Raw genomic sequence first — 19,220 nt, 5'->3', positions numbered from 1 at the left:
AAGTCGACCATCAACACCATGGTCGACCAGCTCTCCGCCTTCGCCGACGAGGTCACCCGGGTCGCCCGCGAGGTCGGCACCGAGGGCAACCTCGGCGGGCGCGCCCAGGTCCGGGGCGTGTCCGGCGTCTGGAAGGACCTCACCGAGAACGTCAACTTCATGGCGGACAACCTCACCTCCCAGGTGCGCAACATCGCGCTCGTCTCGACGGCGGTGGCCCAGGGCGACCTGGGCAAGAAGATCACCGTGGAGGCGAAGGGCGAGATCCTGGAGCTGAAGTCGACCATCAACACCATGGTCGACCAGCTCTCCGCCTTCGCCGACGAGGTCACCCGGGTCGCCCGCGAGGTCGGCACCGAGGGCAACCTCGGCGGTCAGGCGCAGGTGCGCGGGGTGTCCGGCGTCTGGAAGGACCTCACCGACAACGTCAACTTCATGGCGTCGAACCTCACCTCCCAGGTACGCAACATCGCCCAGGTGACCACGGCCGTCGCCAACGGCGACCTCTCCAAGAAGATCACCGTGGACGCGCGCGGCGAGATCCTGGAGCTCAAGGACACCGTCAACACGATGGTGGAGCAGTTGCGGGCGTTCGCGGACGAGGTGACCCGGGTCGCCCGCGAGGTCGGCACGGACGGGCGGCTGGGCGGGCGCGCCCAGGTCCTCGGCGTCTCCGGGGTCTGGAAGGACCTCACCGACAACGTCAACTACATGGCGGACAACCTCACCTCCCAGGTACGCAACATCGCCCAGGTGGCGACGGCGGTGGCCCAGGGCGACCTGTCCAAGAAGATCGACGTGGACGCGCGCGGCGAGATCCTGGAGCTGAAGACCACCATCAACACCATGGTGGACACGCTCTCCTCGTTCTCCTCCGAGGTGACCCGGGTGGCCCGCGAGGTCGGCTCCGAGGGCCAGTTGGGCGGCCAGGCCCGGGTGGAGGGCGTCTACGGCACCTGGAAGCGCCTGACCACCAACGTCAACGAGCTCGCCCTGAACCTCACCACCCAGGTCCGCGCGATCGCGGAGGTGGCCTCGGCGGTGGCCCAGGGCGACATGTCCCGCTCGATCACCGTGGAGACCCGGGGCGAGGTCTCCGAGCTGAAGGACAACATCAACCTGATGGTGTCCAACCTGCGCGAGACGACCCGCGCCAAGGACTGGCTGGAGTCGAACCTGGCGCGTCTGGCGGGTCTGATGCAGGGCCACCGCGACCTGATGGAGGTCGCGGACCTGATCCTGCGCGAGCTGACCCCGCTGGTGAACGCCCAGTACGGGGCGTTCTTCCTGGCCGACCCGGGCAACGAGGGCACCCCGTCCCGTACGACGTCGACCACCAAGGGGCTCGCCTTCATCGCGGGATACGGCTCGGCCCAGGGCGCGACCGTCGACACCACCGGTATGCCGGGCCACGGCCTGGTGCGCCAGGCGGCGCTGGAGAAGAAGCGGATCCTGCTGGAGGAGGCGCCGCCGGACTACATCAAGATCAACTCGGGTCTGGGCGAGGCGTCCCCGGCCAGCGTCGTGATCATCCCGATCCTCTTCGAGCACAAGCTCCTCGGCGTGATCGAACTGGCCTCCTTCTCCCGCTTCTCCGACGTCCATCTGGCCTTCTTCGACCAGTTCGTGAACACCATCGGCGTCGCGATCAACACCATCATCGCCAACTCCCGTACCGAGTCACTGCTCAGCGAGTCCCAGCGGCTCGCCATCCAGCTCCAGGAGCGCTCCGACGAACTCCAGCGCCAGCAGGCCGAGTTGCAGCGCTCCAACGCCGAGCTGGAGGAGAAGGCCGCCCTGCTGGCGACCAGCTCCCAGTACAAGTCGGAGTTCCTGGCGAACATGTCGCACGAGCTGCGCACCCCGCTCAACTCGCTGCTCATCCTGGCCCGGCTGCTCTCCGACAACCCGGACGGCCACCTCTCCGACCAGGAGGTCCAGTTCGCCACCACGATCCACCGCTCCGGCTCCGACCTGCTCCAGCTGATCAACGACATCCTGGACCTGTCGAAGATCGAGGCCGGCCGGATGGACGTACGGCCCAAGAAGCTGCCGCTCATCAAGGTGCTCGACTACGTCCACGCCACCTTCCGCCCCATCACCCTCGACCGGGGCCTCGCCTTCGAGGTCGCGGTGGGCGAGGACGTGCCGCGCGAGATGTACTCGGACGAGCAGCGGCTCCAGCAGATCCTGCGCAACCTCCTCTCCAACGCGATCAAGTTCACCTCCTCCGGCCGCGTCGAGCTCCGCGTCAACCGGATCAAGGACCCGGACAGCGCGGTGCCGGGCACGGACGACCTGATCGCCTTCGAAGTCACCGACACCGGCATCGGCATCGCGCCCGAGAAGCTCCCGGTGATCTTCGAGGCGTTCCAGCAGGCCGACGGGACGACCAACCGCAAGTACGGCGGCACCGGCCTCGGCCTCTCCATCAGCCGCGAGATCGCGGGCCTGCTCGGCGGCCGGATCGTCGCCGAGAGCGAGCCGGGCCGGGGCTCCACCTTCACCCTGTACGTACCGGTGCTCCACCCCGGCCATGTGACCGCCGAGCCGGACCAGCTCCCGCAGCTCACCACCGACCCGGACCTGCCGGTCACCTGCGAACCCGCGCCGGTGGCCGACCAGGACGACCCCTGGCCGACCACCACCAGGCTGGAGCAGTGGCAGGAGGGCCGGGCGGGGCAGGTGCTGCCGGGCCGGCGGGTGCTGATCGTCGACGACGACATCCGCAACGTCTTCGCGCTCACCCATGTGCTCGGCCGGGTCGGCATGCCCGTGCTGTACGCGGAGAACGGCCGCGAGGGCATCGAGTCCCTGGAGCGCAACCCGGACGTCGAGCTGGTCCTGATGGACATCATGATGCCCGAGATGGACGGGTACGAGACGATCGAGGCGATCCGCCGCAGCCCACTCTGGGCCGATCTGCCCATCATCGCCCTGACCGCGAAGGCGATGCCCGGCGACCGCGAGAAGTCCATCGCCCAGGGCGCCAACGAGTACGTGCCCAAGCCCGTCGACGTGGACCGGCTGCTCACCGTGGTGTGCGCCCTGCTCGACCCGGAGGGTGAGGACGCGGCGTCCCCGGGCCGGACAGCCGCGTCCGTACCGAAGCAGTCGACCGCCCCCGAGGACCCGGTCACCGCTCCGCCGACCACGTAAGGCGACACGATGAGCACAGCGGTACCGTCCGGCGACCGGGCGAGCATCCTCCTGGTCGACGACCGGGAGGACAACCTGACCGCGCTGGAGGCGGTCCTCACCACGCTCAACGAGCCTTTGGTACGGGCGCGTTCGGGCGAGGAGGCGATGAAGGCGCTGCTGCGGCAGCCGTTCGCGGTGGTGCTGCTCGACGTACGGATGCCGGGCATGGACGGTTTCGAGACCGCCGCCAACCTCAAGCGCCTCGACCAGACCAAGGACGTGCCGATCATCTTCCTGACCGGCGAGGAGGGCGCAAGCGACTACGCCTTCCGGGGGTACGCCACGGGCGCGGCCGACTTCCTCACCAAACCGTTCGACCCGTGGGTCCTGCGGGCCAAGGTGAACGTCTTCCTCGAACTGCACCGCAAGAACCGCCAGCTGGAGCTGCTGCTCGCGCGGGAGCAGAAGCAGCTCGGCGAGATCGCGGAGCTGCTGGCCGCGATCGAGGACGAGCTGGCGCGCGAGGGGCCGGGCGACGCCGGGGACCTGCGTCTGCGGCTGACGGCCCTGGAGACGATCGTCCGGGACATGCGGCGGGGGCGCTGCTGAGCGCCCCCGCCCCCTGCGGCTACGCCTCGCGCGAGCCCGAGTACATCTCGTCGATCAGGTCCTTGTACTCGCGCTCGACGACCGGCCGCTTCAGCTTCAGGCTCGGGGTGAGCTCGCCGTGCTCCACGTCGAGGTCGCGCGGCAGCAGCCGGAACTGCTTGATGGTCTGCCAGCGCTGGAGGCCCTCGTTGAGGCGCTTCACATAGCCCTCGATCAGCGCCACCGTCTCCGGGTTCGCGACCACGTCGGCGTACGAGCCGGTGACCCCGTGGTCCTTGGCCCACCCCAGGATCGCGGGCTCGTCGAGGGCGATCAGCGCGGTGCAGAAGTTCCGGTCGGCGCCGAGCACCAGGATGTTGGAGACGAACGGGCAGACCGCCTTGAACTGGCCCTCGACCTCGGCCGGCGCGATGTACTTGCCGCCGGACGTCTTGATCAGGTCCTTCTTGCGGTCGGTGATCCGCAGATAGCCGTCCGCCGACAGCTCGCCGATGTCACCGGTGTGGAACCAGCCGTCCGACTCCAGCACCTCGGCGGTCTTCTCGGGCAGCTTGTGGTAGCCCTCCATGATTCCCGGGCCGCGCAGCAGGATCTCGCCGTCGTCCGCGATACGCACCTCCAGACCGGGCAGCGGCTTGCCGACCGTGCCGGTCCGGTAGGCCTCGCCGGGGTTGACGAAGGACGCGGCGCTGGTCTCGGTGAGCCCGTATCCCTCCAGGATGTGGATCCCGGCGCCGGAGAAGAAGAAGCCGATGTCGGGGGCGAGCGCGGCGGAGCCCGAGACGGCGGCGCGCAGCCGTCCGCCGAAGGCCTCGCGGATCTTCGCGTACACGAGCGCGTCCGCGACCTTGTGCTTGGCCGTCAGCCCGAAGGGGGCGGTAGCCCGGCCGGTGCGCCGGAAGTTGTCCTGGCTGGCCTTGGCGTACTCGCGGGCCACCTCGGCCGCCCACTGGAAGATCTTGTACTTGGCCCCGCCGGCCTCCCGCGCCTTGGCCGCGACACCGTTGTAGACCTTCTCGAAGATCCGGGGCACCGACGCCATGTAGGTGGGCTGGACGACCGGCAGATTCTCAATGATCTTGTCGACCCGGCCGTCGACGGCCGTCACATGCCCGACCTCGATCTGCCCGGAGGTCAGCACCTTGCCGAAGACGTGCGCGAGCGGCAGCCAGAGGTACTGGACGTCATCGGCGCTGATCAGCCCGGTCGCCGCGATCGCCTTCGCCATGTACGACCAGTTGTCCTGCGGCAGCCGCACGCCCTTGGGGCGGCCCGTGGTCCCGGAGGTGTAGATCAGCGTGGCCAGCTGGTCGGAGGTGATCGCCGCGATCCGCTCCTTGACGGCCTCCGGGTGCTTCTCCAGATACGCCGCCCCGCGCTCCTCCAGCTGGGCGAGGGTGAGCACCCAGCCCTCGGGGTCGCTCTCGACGGGCTCGGCGCCGGCCGGGTCGAAGACCACGACGTGCTTCAGTTCGGGCAGCTCGGCGCGGCGCTCGCGGGCCTTGGCGAGCTGGGCCGCGTTCTCCGCGAAGAGCACCCGGCTCTCGGAGTCGCCCAGGATGTAGGCCGACTCCTCGGCGTTGGTCTGCGGGTAGATCGTGGTGGTCGCGCCGCCCGCGCACATCGTCCCCAGGTCGGCGAGGATCCACTCGATCCGGGTGGAGGAGGAAAGCGCCACGCGCTGCTCGGCGGTCACACCCAGATCGACGAGCCCGGCCGCGATCGCGTAGACCCGCTCGGCGGCCTGGCCCCAGCTGAGCGACTTCCACTCATCGGGCCCCTGGCCGTCGGCGGCCGGGACCGGATGGCGGTAGGCCTCCAGGTCCGGGGTGGCCTCCACGCGCTGGACGAAGAGGGCTGCCACGGACGGTGGCCGGTTCTCGATCAAGGTATGTGTGTCGCTCACGACGTCCTCCGGGCTGGCCTGCGGCAGGGCTGCGGCTGCTTCTTGTTTAACTGGCGAGTAACCATCGGGCCGTGATCAGAGTAGAGCGCCCCCGCCCCGCCGCGTAAGGGGCAGCGGAAGGTGGTTTCATAACGAACGGACCCCCGCTCGGAAGAGCGGGGGTCCGTCACGGAACCAGTCGGCTACTCGCCGGTCACTTCTTCTTGCTCGCAGACTCGTCGCTGGACAGCACCGCGATGAAGGCCTCCTGCGGAACCTCCACGGAACCGACCATCTTCATCCGCTTCTTGCCTTCCTTCTGCTTCTCCAGCAGCTTCCGCTTACGGGAGATGTCACCGCCGTAGCACTTGGCGAGGACGTCCTTGCGGATGGCGCGGATGGTCTCGCGGGCGATCACCCGGGAGCCGATCGCGGCCTGGATGGGCACCTCGAAGGCCTGCCGGGGGATGAGCTCGCGCAGCTTGGCGACGAGCCGCACACCGTACGCGTACGCCGCGTCCTTGTGCGTGACCGCCGAGAAGGCGTCGACCTTGTCGCCGTGGAGCAGGATGTCGACCTTGACCAGGCTCGCCGACTGCTCGCCGGTGGGCTCGTAGTCGAGCGAGGCGTAGCCCCGCGTCTTCGACTTCAGCTGGTCGAAGAAGTCGAAGACGATCTCCGCGAGCGGCAGCGTGTAACGGATCTCGACGCGGTCCTCGGAGAGGTAGTCCATCCCGAGCAGGGTGCCCCGGCGGGCCTGGCACAGCTCCATGATCGAGCCGATGAACTCGCTGGGCGCGAGGATCGTGGCGCGCACGACCGGCTCGTACACGTCCGAGATCTTCCCCTCGGGGAACTCACTCGGATTGGTGACGGTGACTTCCTTGCCGTCCTCCAGAACCACCCGGTAGACCACGTTCGGAGCGGTGGCGATGAGGTCGAGCCCGAACTCGCGCTCCAGCCGCTCACGGATCACATCGAGGTGGAGCAGTCCGAGGAAGCCGACGCGGAAGCCGAAGCCGAGCGCGGCCGAGGTCTCCGGCTCGTACACCAGCGCGGCGTCGTTGAGCTGCAGCTTGTCGAGGGCCTCGCGCAGGTCCGGGTAGTCCGACCCGTCCAGCGGATACAGACCCGAGAAGACCATCGGCTTGGGGTCCTTGTACCCGCCGAGCGCCTCGGTGGCGCCCTGGTGCAGGGAGGTGATGGTGTCACCGACCTTGGACTGGCGGACGTCCTTCACACCGGTGATCAGATAACCGACCTCACCGACGCCCAGCCCGTCGGCGGGCAGCATCTCCGGCGAGTTGGTCCCGATCTCCAGCAGCTCGTGCGTGGCGCCGGTCGACATCATCCGGATCCGCTCGCGCTTGTTGAGCTGCCCGTCGACGACACGGACGTACGTGACGACGCCCCGGTACGAGTCGTAGACCGAGTCGAAGATCATCGCGCGGGCGGGCGCGTCGGCCACCCCGACCGGCGCGGGCACGTCCCGCACCACGCGGTTGAGCAGCGCGTCCACACCGACACCGGTCTTCGCGGAGACCTTCAGCACGTCCTCGGGCTGGCAGCCGATGAGGTTGGCCAGCTCCTCCGCGAACTTCTCCGGCTGCGCGGCCGGCAGGTCGATCTTGTTGAGGACGGGAACGATCGTGAGGTCGTTCTCCATGGCGAGGTAGAGGTTCGCCAGGGTCTGCGCCTCGATGCCCTGAGCGGCGTCGACGAGCAGGACGGTGCCCTCGCACGCGGCGAGCGACCGCGACACCTCGTACGTGAAGTCCACGTGCCCCGGGGTGTCGATCATGTTCAGGATGTGCGTGGTGCTCTGGTCCGGCCCCTCGGTGGGGGCCCAGGGCAGCCGCACGGCCTGACTCTTGATCGTGATGCCGCGCTCGCGCTCGATGTCCATCCGGTCGAGGTACTGAGCACGCATCTGCCGCTGGTCGACCACGCCGGTCAGCTGGAGCATCCGGTCGGCAAGGGTCGACTTGCCGTGGTCGATGTGCGCGATGATGCAGAAATTGCGGATCAGAGCCGGGTCGGTACGGCTCGGCTCGGGCACGTTGGTAGGAGTCGCGGGCACGCAGGGTCCTGATTCTTGAGACGCGGGGCGTCTCGTCTCGGGCGATGTCGGATCGATACGTAGCCCCCATCGTCCCATGGGAACGGCACTGCGCTCGGTTTGGGCCGCCAGTCGGCCTGCTGGTAGCCTGGGCAGCTGTGCCTCGTCCGCCCTCTCAGCGGCGAGTGTCACAACCATCTGATACATCGAACCTGAAAAGGCTCTTTCGTGGCGAACATCAAGTCCCAGATCAAGCGGAACAAGACCAACGAGAAGGCGCGCCTGCGTAACAAGGCCGTCAAGTCCGAGGTCAAGACCGCGATCCGCAAGGCCCGCGAGGCTGTCCTGGCCGGCGACGTCGAGGCGGCCGACACGGCTGTCCGCACCGCCTCCAAGAAGCTGGACAAGGCCGTCAGCAAGGGTGTCATCCACAAGAACGCCGCCGCCAACAAGAAGTCGGCGCTGGCCACCAAGGTTGCCGCCCTCAAGGCTGCCTGATCCTGCCCAAGTGACCGGCCCCCGGGCCGCTCGCCTGGCCAGTCTCAACGGCTGACCACTTGATAGACCACCGGAAGGGACCCAGCGGGCCCTCTCATCCGCTCCCTCCCCGGTACCCAGCACCACCGCCGCACGCGGCCTGCGTTCGCCACGCGGGTGCGGCGATTCTCTGAGCACAACCCCGTTTCCGTCCGGCTGGGCGGGGGCGGGGTTTTGTTTTGCGGCGGCATGCGCGGGGGCCTGCTTGGGGTGCGGGGGCGGGGCCCAGCCGGGGGTGCAGGGGGGAGCCCAGCCGGGGGTGCAGGGGGCGGAGCCCCCGCTCGGGGTGCGGTGGCGGAACCCGCCACGGGTGCAGGGGCGAGGAGTCCCTGCTCGGGGTGCGGGGGCGGAGCCCCGCCAGGGGTGCAGGGGGCGGAGCCCCCGCTACGGGGTCCGGGGGCGGAGCCCCCGGGAAACCACCTTCCTCCCCCTCTCCCCCGGAGGGTTTAGGGAAGGGGCGGGGTGGGGCAAACCAGCCAGGCCACCCGTCAGCCCCGAGCCCGCGCAGCCCTCGCCACAGCCACAACCGCCTTCTCCAGGGCGTACTCGGGATCGTCCCCCCCGCCCTTCACCCCCGCATCCGCCTCAGCCACCGCCCGCAGGGCGGACGCGACCCCGTCCGGCGTCCACCCCCGCATCTGCTGCCGCACCCGGTCGATCTTCCACGGCGGCATCCCCAGCTCCCGCGCGAGATCCGCCGGCCGCCCGCCCCGCGCCGACGACAGCTTCCCGATCGCCCGCACCCCCTGAGCCAGCGCACTAGTGATCATCACCGGCGCCACCCCCGTCGACAGCGACCACCGCAGCGCCTCCAGCGCCTCCGCCGCCCGGCCCTCCACCGCCCGGTCCGCGACCGTGAAGCTCGAAGCCTCGGCCCGCCCGGTGTAGTAGCGCCCGACGACCGCCTCGTCGATGGTCCCCGCCACGTCCGCGCACAGCTGCGACACGGCCGAAGCGAGCTCCCGCAGATCGCTGCCGATCGAGTCGACCAGCGCCTGGCACGCCTCGGGCGTGGCCGAACGCCCCAGCGCCCGGAACTCCGACCGCACGAACGTCAGCCGCTCCGCCGGCTTCGTCGTCTTGGGGCACGCCACCTCCCGCGCCCCCGCCTTGCGCGCCGCGTCGAGCAGCCCCTTGCCCTTGGCGCCGCCCGCGTGCAGCAGTACGAGCGTGATCTCCTCGGCAGGCGCATCGAGATACGCCTTCACATCCTTGATCGTGTCCGCCGACAGATCGTGCGCGTTCCGTACGACCACGACCTTGCGCTCCGCGAACAGCGAAGGGCTGGTCAGCTCGGCCAGTGTGCCCGGCTGGAGCTGGTCGGAGGCGAGGTCGCGCACATCGGTGTCGGCGTCGGCGGCCCGTGCCGCCGCCACGACCTGCTGCACGGCGCGGTCGAGCAGCAGGTCCTCCTGGCCCACGGCGAGCGTGAGCGGAGCGAGCGGATCGTCGGTGGAATTCTTCCTGGTGGCCATCGCCGTCCAGCATCCCACGCCCCACCGACAGTCCCCGGCAGCTCCCACCCGACCGCCCTCGCCCCCTCCCCCTCCCTCCCTCTCCGTCCATCCCTCCCCATACAGGAGAATGTCCAGGTGAGCGATGTGACCCGACACGTACTGGTGCTGCCCGACCGCGACGCCGCCGACGAGGTGGCCGGGGAGCTCCCTGCCCGCTTCCCCGTGACCGAGGAGCCCCAGCTCGTACGCGACGCCCTGGCGGGCGAGGACGACGCCGAGGACGCCCAGTGGCTCGTCGTGGTCGAGGACCCGGACCACCGCCTCGACCCGGCGGCCCTGAACGAACTGGCCGAGGAGTACGAGGGCTGGCTGGAAGCCCCGTAACGACGTTCCCGACCGGCCGGAAGCCCCGTGACGACGTTCCCGACCGGCTAAAAACCTTGAAGCCCTGGAAGCCCGGTAACGACGTCCCACCCTCACGGGCTCCGCCCCAGCGGCACCGCCACCAACTCACCCCCCGCCCTGCTCTCCGCGCCGTTTCGGTCCCAGTCCCAGTCCCTCTCCCCGTCCCTGTCCCTGCCCCTGTCCCCGTCCCCGTTCTCTCTCCCCCTCCCCGTCACCGCGATGGCGCCATCCGTATCCGTACGCAGCACCCGCGCCCCGGACGAGACGAGCGACGCCACCGTGGACGGCGCCGGATGGCCGTACGGGTTGCCCCTCCCCGCCGAGATCAACGCCAGCCTGGGCCGGATCGCCCGGAGCAGCGCGGGGTCCTGGTGGGCCGAGCCGTGGTGGGCGACCTTGAGGACATCCACCGGAGGCAGCTCCGGATGTGCCCGTAACAGCGCTTGCTGGGCAGGGGGTTCGAGGTCGCCTGGGAGCAGCAGCGTCAGCCCGCCGGCCCGGACCAGCAGCGTGACGCTGGCGTCGTTCGGACCGTCCGGTGTCACCGTCGGCGGCGGCAGCGGCCACAGCACCCGCCAGGCGAGGCCGCCCACCGACCGCCGCTCCCCCGGTTCCACCGGGACCACCGGCACCCCGGCGCGTGAGGCCGTCCTGCGGACGAACCGCGCCTGCTCCGGCGGTTCCTCGAACGTCGTCGTCTCGATCACCCCTACCGCCCGGCCCCGCAGCACCCCGGCCAGCCCCGACACATGGTCGGCGTGGAAGTGGGTGAGCAGGAGCAGCGGAATCCGGGTAACGCCCAGAGCCCTGAGGCACCGGTCGGCCGGAACGGGGTCCGGCCCCACGTCGACCACCACCGCCGACCCGTCCCCGGTCGCCAGCACCGTCGCATCGCCCTGCCCCACATCGCACATCGCGAACGCCCAGCCCGGGGGTGGCCAGCCGGTGACGATCCTGGTCAGCGGGGCGGGCCGCACCACGGCGAGCAGCAGGAGCACCGCGCACGCGGTGGCCAGCCACGGATGGCGCGGCAGCCGTCTCACCAGCAGTACCGCACCGGCCGTGACCCCGGCGAGCAGCACTCCACCGCCCCAGCCGCCCGGCCACACCGTCTGCGCCCCCGGCAGCGACGCCCCGGTCCGGGCGATACCGGCGATCCACTCCGTCGGCCAGCCCGCACACCGTGCCAGCAGCTCGGCCGCCGGCATGGCCACCGGTGCCACGGCGAGAGCCGCGAACCCCAGCACCGTCGCCGGGGCCACCGCCAGCTCCGCCAACAGGTTGCACGGGACGGCCACCAGACTCACCCGCGCCGCGAACACCGCCACCACGGGCGCGCACACCGCCTGCGCCGCACCCGCCGCCGCCAGCACCTCCGCGAGCCTGCCCGGCACCCCGCGCCGCCGCAACGCCTCGCTCCACCCCGGGGCGATCGTGAGGAGCGCCCCCGTGGCCAGGACGGAAAGCAGGAACCCGTAACTCCCCGCCAGCTCCGGGGCGTACAGCACCAGGACCAGTACGGCGGCGGCCAGCGCCGGGATCAGCGACCTGCGGCGGCCCGTCGCGATGGCGAGCAGGGTGACGAGCCCGCAGGCCGCCGCGCGCAGCACGCTCGGCTCCGGTCGGCACACCACCACGAACGCCACGGTGACCGCCGCGCCGAGCAGCGCCGTCGCCCGCAGCGAGATACCGAGCCGCGGGGCGAGGCCGCCTCGCTCGGCCAGCGAGGCACGGCTCGGCGGTCCGATCAGCAGCACCAGGACGATCACCAGGTTGCTGCCCGACACCGCCATCAGATGCGTGAGGTCGGTCGCCTCGAAGGCATCCCGCAGCTCGGGCGTGACCCTGGAGGTGTCCCCGATGACGAGCCCCGGAAGCAGCGCCCGGGCGTCCGGGCCCAGTCCTCCGGCCGCCTTCCGCAACCCGTCCCGCAGCCCGGCCGCCGTACGCTGCGACACGGTCGGCTCCCCCACGACCCGCGGCCCCGTCCGCTCGGGCACCCGCACCACGGCCGCTGTGCCCCGGTCGCCCGGTCTCGGTGGCGCGAGCCGGGTGGAGACACGTACCCGCGTCGAGGGCAGCAGCCGCTGCCACGTCTCCGGCGCGATCACCAGCACCGGTGTCCGCACCTGTTCGACACCGCCGTCCGGCCCGGCGACCCGGGTGACCACGGCCTGGATCACCACGGACCGCCCGCCCCAGGCCGCCCGCGCCCGGACCGGCTTGGGGTCGGAAGTCAGGGTCAACTCGACGGTGGCACGGGCGTATTGCCGGGCGAGCTCCGGGACCGGTCCCCGGCGGGCTTCGGCCGTGTGCAGCGCGCTCGCGGTGGCCCCGGCCGCCGCGCACAGAAGTACGGCGGCGACAGCAACCCGGTTCGCCCACCAGGGCCCGGCTCGGGCTCCGGCTCCGGCTCCGGTGGCGCGACCTTCAGGAGATGCACGGTCGCGGGTCGAGGTCCCACGTCCGGAGAGCGCATCGCCGGTGTCGGAACGGGCGACACGGCCACGGGCGACATGGTCACGGGCCCAAGGCCCCGCGCCGGGACGAGCCTCGCCGCCTTCGGCGCGGTCGGCCTCAGTTCCTCTCCCCCGGCGCCACATCGTCGGCGCGAGCAGCATCACCGCCACCACCAGCAGTGTCACAACCCCCCAAGCCGCCCACCTCCCGGAGACGTTGAGCGCGATCGCGGCAGCAGCCCAGGCGCCGACCGCCGGTGGGACCAGGCGGAGGTCCGGCGGGCCCTCCCGGTGGGGGTTCGCGGCACCCAGGGCGCTGCCCGAGTCGGCATGGACCACTTGGCGGTTCACGGCCGCACCAGGGGACGCAGATCCTCGAACCGGCGGTCGCCGATCCCGTTGACCTCCCGTAGCTCGTCGACGGACCGGAAGCCGCCGTGTTGGACGCGGTAGTCCACGATGTGCTGGGCGAGCACGGGACCCACCCCCGGCAGCGCGTCCAGTTGCTCCACCGTGGCGGTGCCCAGACTGACCGGTGTCCCGGCGGCGGCCCCGAGGCTCCCCCCGCCGCCCGTCATCGGCGCAGCCCCTCCCGGCACAGCACCCGGCACGCCCACGACCACCTGCTCGCCGTCCATGAGCAGCCGCGCCCGGTTGAGCCCGGTGACATCCACACCGTCCCGGACCCCGCCCGCCGCGGCCAGCGCGTCGGCCACCCGGGACCCGAGCGGCAGCCGGCGGATGCCCGGCCTCCGCACCTTGCCGCTGACGTCGACGACGATCCCGCCGCCCGGGGACGGCGCGGGTGCCCCGCTCGCCCCGGCCCCCGCCCCCGGGCCCGGCGTCGGCCCCGGGCCGGGCCCGGGCGTCCGGGCGGACGGCGCAGCGCCGGTGGGCGCCCGCCCCGCCACCCTCTCCGGGACCCGCACGGGCTCGGGCCGCCCCGCCCAGAAATGCTGCACGGCGAACCCGACAGCCACGGCCAGTACCACGCTCAGCGCGGCCAGGCTCCTCGGTGTGAGCCCGCATCGCGACTGCACCCAGACGGGCAGCCGCTCCCGCAGGGCAGCCGAGGCCCGTTCTCGCAGGCCGAAAAATCCCTGGAGGCCAGCCGCGGTCGGCTGCGTCGGTGTCGGGGGCGGCGTCGGCGCGGGAACAGGTTCAGGAGGCGGATAGGAGGGTGGCGGCGCGAGCGCTCGCCCGGGTGGTCCGGGTGGTCCGGGGGGTCCCGCGGCAGCCGCAGCCGGTGCGGGCGGATCTGTCTGCGAGGTCGCGGGGAGCAGCGCCTCCGCCCGCCGCCGTGCGGCTGTACCGGTGGAGGCACGGACCTGGGCGCCGCGCGGGCGACGGCCGTGACCATGACGGGCACGGCCGTCCGAACCCGGAACGCGGCCCGGCCCGCTCGTTGCGATGCGTGGTGATCGGATAGCCATGCCACGACGGTAGGCAGCTCGGACCGATCCCGCTGATCGCGCCCAATTTCCGTGGAAAACACGGTTGTTGTGGATAACTCCATCACCCGCAGGAGTGACTCGCGCCGCCGTCCGTCAGCGTCCACCGGTGTCCACCGGCCCAAAACCGGTTCCGCCCTCGGGCTTCAGCCCTCAGCCTTCAGGCCTCAGCGCGGCGAGACCACAACCCCCAGCAGCCCGGGCCCCGTGTGCGCCCCGATCACCGCGCCGACCTCACTGACATGCAGATCCGCAAGGCCCGGCACCCGTTCCCGCAGTCGGTCCGCGAGCACCGCCGCTCGTTCGGGCGCGGCGAGGTGGTGCACGGCGATGTCCACCTGGCTCGTCCCGGCCCGGTCGACGACGATCTCCTCCAGCCGGGCGATGGCCCGCGATGCCGTGCGCACCTTCTCCAGCATCTCGATGCGCCCGCCGTCCAGCTGGAGCAGCGGCTTGACCGAGAGAGCCGAGCCGAGCAGCGCCTGCGCCGCCCCGATACGGCCGCCCCGGCGCAGATAGTCGAGGGTGTCCACGTAGAAGAACGCGGAGGTGCCGGCCGCGCGCTTCTCGGCCGCCGCCACCGCCTCGTCGAGGGTGCCTGCCGCCTCGGCCACCTCGGCTGCGGCGAGCGCGCAGAAGCCCAGGGCCATCGCGACCATCCCGGTGTCCACCACCCGTACCGGCACGGCCGCACTCTTCGAGGCCAGCACGGCGGCGTCGTAGGTGCCCGAGAACTCGGCCGACAGGTGCAGGGAGACGATCCCGGTGGCGCCCGCCTCGGCCGCGGCCCGGTAGGCGGCGGCGAACACGTCGGGGCTGGGCCGCGAGGTGGTCACGGAACGGCGCTTCTGCAGGGCCAGGGCGAGGGAGCGGGCCGAGATCTCGGTGCCCTCCTCCAGCGCCTGGTTGCCGAGGACGACGGTCAGCGGCACCGCGGTGATGCCGTGCCGGTCCATCGTCTGCGGCGGCAGGTAGGCCGTTGAATCGGTGACGATCGCGACATGGCGGGACATGAGCGGGAGGTTACCCGCCGGGGCCGCCGCACGGCAGCCCGGCCCCGGTTCAATGATCGGTTCGGACCCGCCTTGACCGGTTCGGACCTGCGCCCGCGCCATCCGGTGGGCGCTCCGGGGTACCCGCGCTCCGCTCGCACGCTCCACCTCGCGCGCCCCGGGTCGGACCCGTAACCGTGCCCGTTACCGCGCCCGCACTGGTAGCCGTACCCATACCCGTATCCGTGCCCGCATCCGTCAGCTGGTCGACGTTTCCGGCTTGGGCGCCTTCTGCCACGGATATACGGGCTTGGGCTTCACCCCGCCTATCGCCTGCGGGGTCTCGGCGGGCGCGGTCGACGCGGCGGGCCCCGGTTCGGGCGCCCCCTCCGGGACTCCCGTCGTCGGCCCCTTCGTGGCCCAGTCCCGCAGCGCTCCGGACTCGACCTCGATCTCCGCGCTCAGCGCCGCCAGGTCGTCCTCGGCGAACTGCCGGGCCCGGTCCCGGGCCGCCCAGCGCAGCGAGTCCGCCGCGTGCGTGATCCGCTCCGTGCGCTCGCGCAGCTCCGGCATCCGTTGGGCTATGCGCTGCTTGTCGGGCTCGCGCTCCAGGCGCTTGAGCTCGCCGTCCAGCTCGTGCCCATGGCCGCTCAGCCGCTCGAAGAGGCCCAGCGACTCCTTCAGGGACGCGTCCTGGTCCACGCCCGCGTGCAGCGCGTCCTGGGTGGCCCGCATAGAGGTGCGCAGCGAGAGCCGCAGCTGTGCGAGCTCGCCGCCCACCCCGATCTGGCCGACGCTCTTGGCCCGCAGGGTGGTGTCCTCGACGGCTTTGCGGGCCTGGGTGACCGTGCGCTCCACGCCGCGCTTCGCGGCGCCGACCGCCTTCACCGTCATATAGACGCCCAGCACGACGAAGGCCACGAACAGCAGAGCCATGATCGTGATCGCGGCTTCCATGAACGTCCCCTCGTCGGCGGTCGGCCTGACTTCACCGGCGCACTCCGCCGGCTCCCTCCCACCGTAAACGGATCGGGCGGGTTGGGGGTTCCCCGGCAACCCCCAACCTGCCCGTAGGGGAACCCCCCAGTACCGAACCTCCAGTACCGCTCAGCCGGTCACGCGGGAACGATGTTCACCAGCTTCGGCGCCCGCACGATGACCTTGCGGATCCCGGCGCCGCCCAGCGCGGCGACGACCGCCTCGTCGGCCAGGGCCAGCTTCTCCAGCTCGTCGTCGGAGATGCTCGGCGGGATCTCCAGACGCGCCTTGACCTTGCCCTTGATCTGCACGACGCAGGTCACGGTCTCGTCGACGACGTACGCGGGGTCCGCGACGGGGAAGTCCTGGTGGACGACCGAGTCCTGGTGGCCCAGCTTGCGCCACAGCTCCTCGGCGATGTGCGGGGCCAGCGGCGCCACCAGCAGCACCAGCGGCTCGGCGACCGAGCGCGGCAGCGGGCCGCCCGCCTTGGTCAGGTGGTTGTTCAGCTCGGTGATCTTGGCGATGGCGGTGTTGAAGCGCATCTCCGCCAGGTCGCCGCCCGCGCCGTCGATCGCCTTGTGCAGGGCGCGCAGGGTCGCCTCGTCCGGCTCGGCGTCGGTGACGGTGACCTCGCCGGTCGTCTCGTCGACGATGTTGCGCCACAGCCGCTGCAGCAGGCGGTACTGGCCGACCACCGCGCGCGTGTCCCACGGACGCGACACGTCCAGCGGGCCCATCGCCATCTCGTACAGGCGCAGGGTGTCCGCGCCGTACTCGGCGCAGATCTCGTCCGGAGTGACCGCGTTCTTCAGGGACTTGCCCATCTTGCCCAGCTCGCGCTTGACCGGCTCGCCCTCGAAGAAGAACTTGCCGTCGCGCTCCTCGACCTCGGCGGCCGGCACCGGGAAGCCGCGGGCGTCCCGGTAGACGTACGCCTGGATCATGCCCTGGTTGTACAGCTTGTGGAACGGCTCGGCGGAGGAGACGTGCCCCAGGTCGAACAGGACCTTGGACCAGAAACGGGCGTACAGCAGGTGCAGCACGGCGTGCTCGGCGCCACCCACGTACAGGTCGACGCCACCGTGCGGCTGGCCCTCACGTGGGCCCATCCAGTACTGCTCGATCTCGGGGTCGACCAGCTTCTCGCTGTTGTGCGGGTCCAGGTAGCGCAGCTCGTACCAGCAGGAACCGGCCCAGTTGGGCATGGTGTTGGTCTCGCGGCGGTACGGGCGCGGGCCGCGGCCGTCACCCAGGTCCAGGGTGACGTTCACCCAGTCCTCGTTGCGCGACAGCGGGGTCTCCGGCGAGGTGTCCGCGTCGTCCGGGTCGAACGTGCGCGGCGAGTAGTCCTCGACCTCGGGCAGCTCCAGCGGCAGCATCGACTCGGGCAGCGAGTGGGCGACGCCGTCCTCGTCGTAGACGATCGGGAAGGGCTCGCCCCAGTAGCGCTGGCGGCTGAACAGCCAGTCGCGCAGACGGAAGTTGACGGTGCCCTCGCCGATGCCGCGCTCGGCCAGCCAGTCGGTGATCTTCGCCTTGGCTTCGGTGACGCCCAGACCGTCCAGGGAGATCTCCGCGTTGGCGGAGTTGACCAGCTTGGCCTCGTACGAAGAGAAGGCCTCGTCCCAGGTGTCGGCGTCGGTGCCGCGGTCGTCCGACGGCTCGACGACACAGCGCATCGGCAGCTCGAAGGCGCGCGCGAAGGCGAAGTCGCGGGTGTCGTGCGCCGGAACGGCCATGATCGCGCCGGTGCCGTAGCCCATCAGGACGTAGTCCGCGACGAAGACGGGGACCTTGTCGCCGCTGACCGGGTTGACCGCGTACGCGCCGGTGAAGACGCCGGTCTTCTCCTTGGCGTCGGCCTGGCGCTCCACGTCGGACTTGGACGCGGCGAACGCGCGGTACTTGGCGACGGCCTCGGCCGGGGTGGCGTGGCCGCCGGTCCACACCTCGTGGGTGCCCTCGGGCCAGGCGGCCGGGACGATCGCGTCGACCAGCTCGTGCTCGGGCGCCAGGACCATGTAGGTGGCGCCGAACAGGGTGTCCTGGCGGGTGGTGAAGACGGTGATGGCGTCGGCGCCGCCGGTGACGGTGTCGACGGCGAAGTCCACGCGCGCGCCCTCGGAGCGCCCGATCCAGTTGCGCTGCTGCAGCTTGATGGCCTCGGGCCAGTCCAGCGCGTCCAGGTCGTCCAGCAGGCGGTCCGCGTAGGCCGTGATGCGCATGTTCCACTGGCGCAGCTTGGCCTTGAAGACGGGGAAGTTGCCGCGCTCGGAGCGGCCGTCGGCGGTGACCTCCTCGTTGGCCAGCACGGTGCCCAGGCCGGGGCACCAGTTGACCGGCGCGTCCGAGGCGTACGCCAGGCGGTAGCCGCCCAGGACGTCGGAGCGCTCGGCGGGGCTCAGCTCGCTCCACGCGCGCGTACCGGGAACCTGCCGCTCATTGCTCTCGAACTGGGCGACCAGCTCGGAGATCGGACGGGCCTTCTTCGCCTCGGTGTCGTACCAGGAGTTGAAGATCTGGACGAAGATCCACTGCGTCCACTTGTAGTAGTCCGGGTCGATCGTCGCGAAGGAGCGGCGCCGGTCGTGGCCCAGGCCCAGACGGCGCAGCTGCGCCTTCATGTTCTCCATGTTGGCCTCGGTGGAGGCGCGCGGATGCGTGCCGGTCTGCACCGCGTACTGCTCGGCGGGCAGGCCGAAGGCGTCGAAGCCCAGCGTGTGCAGCACGTTGTGGCCGGTCATGCGCTGGTGGCGGGCGAAGACGTCCGTCGCGATGTAGCCCAGCGGGTGGCCGACGTGCAGCCCCGCACCCGAGGGGTACGGGAACATGTCCATGATGAACTTCTTGGGCCGGGCGACGACCGCCGGGTCCCCGGCCAGGTCACCGCTGGGGTTCGGCGCCGCGTAGGTGCCGTGGGCGTCCCAGAAGTCCTGCCAGCGTGCCTCGATGTCGGCGGCCATGGCGGCCGTGTAGCGGTGCGGCGCCACCGGCTCTGCGGCAGCGGAATTCGTCTCGCTCATGATCCTTAAAGCTCCATCGATCGTCTCTGCCAGCGGCTGCGACATTCACCAAACGAAAAAGCCCCTCGCACAGGAGGGGACGCCGCGCCGATTCCGACCGGCTCTTTTCATCGGTCGGGACTGATCAGCGCGGCTCGCTAAGCAGAAGGCGTACGGCACGCATGGCGTCAGGGTACCGCAGGCCCCGCACGGCCCGCACTGAGCGTTCACGAGGCGCCCCA

General features: G+C 71.1%; 12 protein-coding genes. 4 read left to right on the top strand and 8 right to left on the bottom strand.

The features are described from left to right. On the top strand, window positions 1-3,159 hold a 3,159-nt coding region (locus tag ACZ5ID_RS30480), incomplete at its 5' end, for a HAMP domain-containing protein (RefSeq protein WP_468904245.1). Between the two features lie 9 nt (window positions 3,160-3,168). After that, on the top strand, window positions 3,169-3,750 hold the full coding sequence (locus tag ACZ5ID_RS30475) for a response regulator (protein ID WP_468904242.1): 582 nt from the start codon (window positions 3,169-3,171) through the stop codon (window positions 3,748-3,750). A 19-nt stretch (window positions 3,751-3,769) separates the two neighbouring features. Here the strand turns inward: ACZ5ID_RS30475 and ACZ5ID_RS30470 are convergent, their stop codons facing one another. Beyond that, a complete protein-coding gene (locus tag ACZ5ID_RS30470) occupies window positions 3,770-5,656 on the bottom strand; it encodes an AMP-dependent synthetase/ligase (protein WP_468904240.1) in 1,887 nt (628 codons plus the stop codon). Between the two features lie 193 nt (window positions 5,657-5,849). After that, on the bottom strand, window positions 5,850-7,715 hold the full coding sequence (gene lepA, locus ACZ5ID_RS30465) for a translation elongation factor 4 (RefSeq protein WP_468904238.1): 1,866 nt from the start codon (window positions 7,713-7,715) through the stop codon (window positions 5,850-5,852). A 207-nt stretch (window positions 7,716-7,922) separates the two neighbouring features. Between lepA and rpsT the strand changes: the two genes are divergently transcribed. Further along, window positions 7,923-8,192 carry a 30S ribosomal protein S20 gene (gene rpsT / locus ACZ5ID_RS30460; protein WP_101388267.1) on the top strand — a complete coding sequence of 90 codons (270 nt, stop codon included), beginning with the start codon at window positions 7,923-7,925 and terminating at the stop codon, window positions 8,190-8,192. 527 nt (window positions 8,193-8,719) lie between these two features. On the opposite strand, the gene holA is transcribed toward rpsT, so the two are convergent. Further along, on the bottom strand, window positions 8,720-9,706 hold the full coding sequence (gene holA / locus ACZ5ID_RS30455; RefSeq protein WP_365108272.1) for a DNA polymerase III subunit delta: 987 nt from the start codon (window positions 9,704-9,706) through the stop codon (window positions 8,720-8,722). A 117-nt stretch (window positions 9,707-9,823) separates the two neighbouring features. On the opposite strand from holA, the gene ACZ5ID_RS30450 reads away from it, so the two are divergent. Continuing rightward, window positions 9,824-10,072, top strand: a complete 249-nt coding sequence (locus ACZ5ID_RS30450; protein WP_468904234.1) for a hypothetical protein — start codon at window positions 9,824-9,826, stop codon at window positions 10,070-10,072. A gap of 92 nt (window positions 10,073-10,164) precedes the next feature. Here the strand turns inward: ACZ5ID_RS30450 and ACZ5ID_RS30445 are convergent, their stop codons facing one another. The 5 genes from ACZ5ID_RS30445 to leuS form a co-directional block, all read right to left on the bottom strand. After that, entirely contained in the window at window positions 10,165-12,903 is a 2,739-nt protein-coding gene (locus ACZ5ID_RS30445) for a ComEC/Rec2 family competence protein (protein WP_468904232.1), read from the bottom strand. Continuing rightward, a complete protein-coding gene (locus ACZ5ID_RS30440) occupies window positions 12,900-13,532 on the bottom strand; it encodes a ComEA family DNA-binding protein (protein WP_468904229.1) in 633 nt (210 codons plus the stop codon). Before ACZ5ID_RS30440 ends, ACZ5ID_RS30445 begins: the two co-directional genes overlap by 4 nt. A gap of 638 nt (window positions 13,533-14,170) precedes the next feature. Next, complete coding sequence (locus ACZ5ID_RS30435; RefSeq protein ID WP_468904227.1) at window positions 14,171-15,016, bottom strand: DegV family protein; 846 nt, start codon at window positions 15,014-15,016, stop codon at window positions 14,171-14,173. Between the two features lie 237 nt (window positions 15,017-15,253). Next, window positions 15,254-15,952, bottom strand: a complete 699-nt coding sequence (locus ACZ5ID_RS30430) for a hypothetical protein (RefSeq protein ID WP_468904224.1) — start codon at window positions 15,950-15,952, stop codon at window positions 15,254-15,256. Between the two features lie 158 nt (window positions 15,953-16,110). Next, entirely contained in the window at window positions 16,111-18,999 is a 2,889-nt protein-coding gene (gene leuS, locus ACZ5ID_RS30425; RefSeq protein WP_468904222.1) for a leucine--tRNA ligase, read from the bottom strand. Window positions 19,000-19,220 lie beyond the last annotated feature (221 nt).

The organism is Streptomyces sp. NPDC031670, from assembly GCF_055580545.1.
This window is presented reverse-complemented; position numbering and strand designations above follow the sequence as displayed.

What these genes read in the sequence shown, in the direction of transcription:
- ACZ5ID_RS30475 (WP_468904242.1), top strand. Translation starts at nt 3,169, where the DNA reads ATGAGCACAGCGGTACCGTCCGGCGACCGGGCGAGCATCCTCCTGGTC.
- holA (WP_365108272.1), bottom strand. Translation starts at nt 9,706, where the DNA reads ATGGCCACCAGGAAGAATTCCACCGACGATCCGCTCGCTCCGCTCACG.
- ACZ5ID_RS30435 (WP_468904227.1), bottom strand. Translation starts at nt 15,016, where the DNA reads ATGTCCCGCCATGTCGCGATCGTCACCGATTCAACGGCCTACCTGCCG.
- ACZ5ID_RS30430 (WP_468904224.1), bottom strand. Translation starts at nt 15,952, where the DNA reads ATGGAAGCCGCGATCACGATCATGGCTCTGCTGTTCGTGGCCTTCGTC.
- leuS (WP_468904222.1), bottom strand. Translation starts at nt 18,999, where the DNA reads ATGAGCGAGACGAATTCCGCTGCCGCAGAGCCGGTGGCGCCGCACCGC.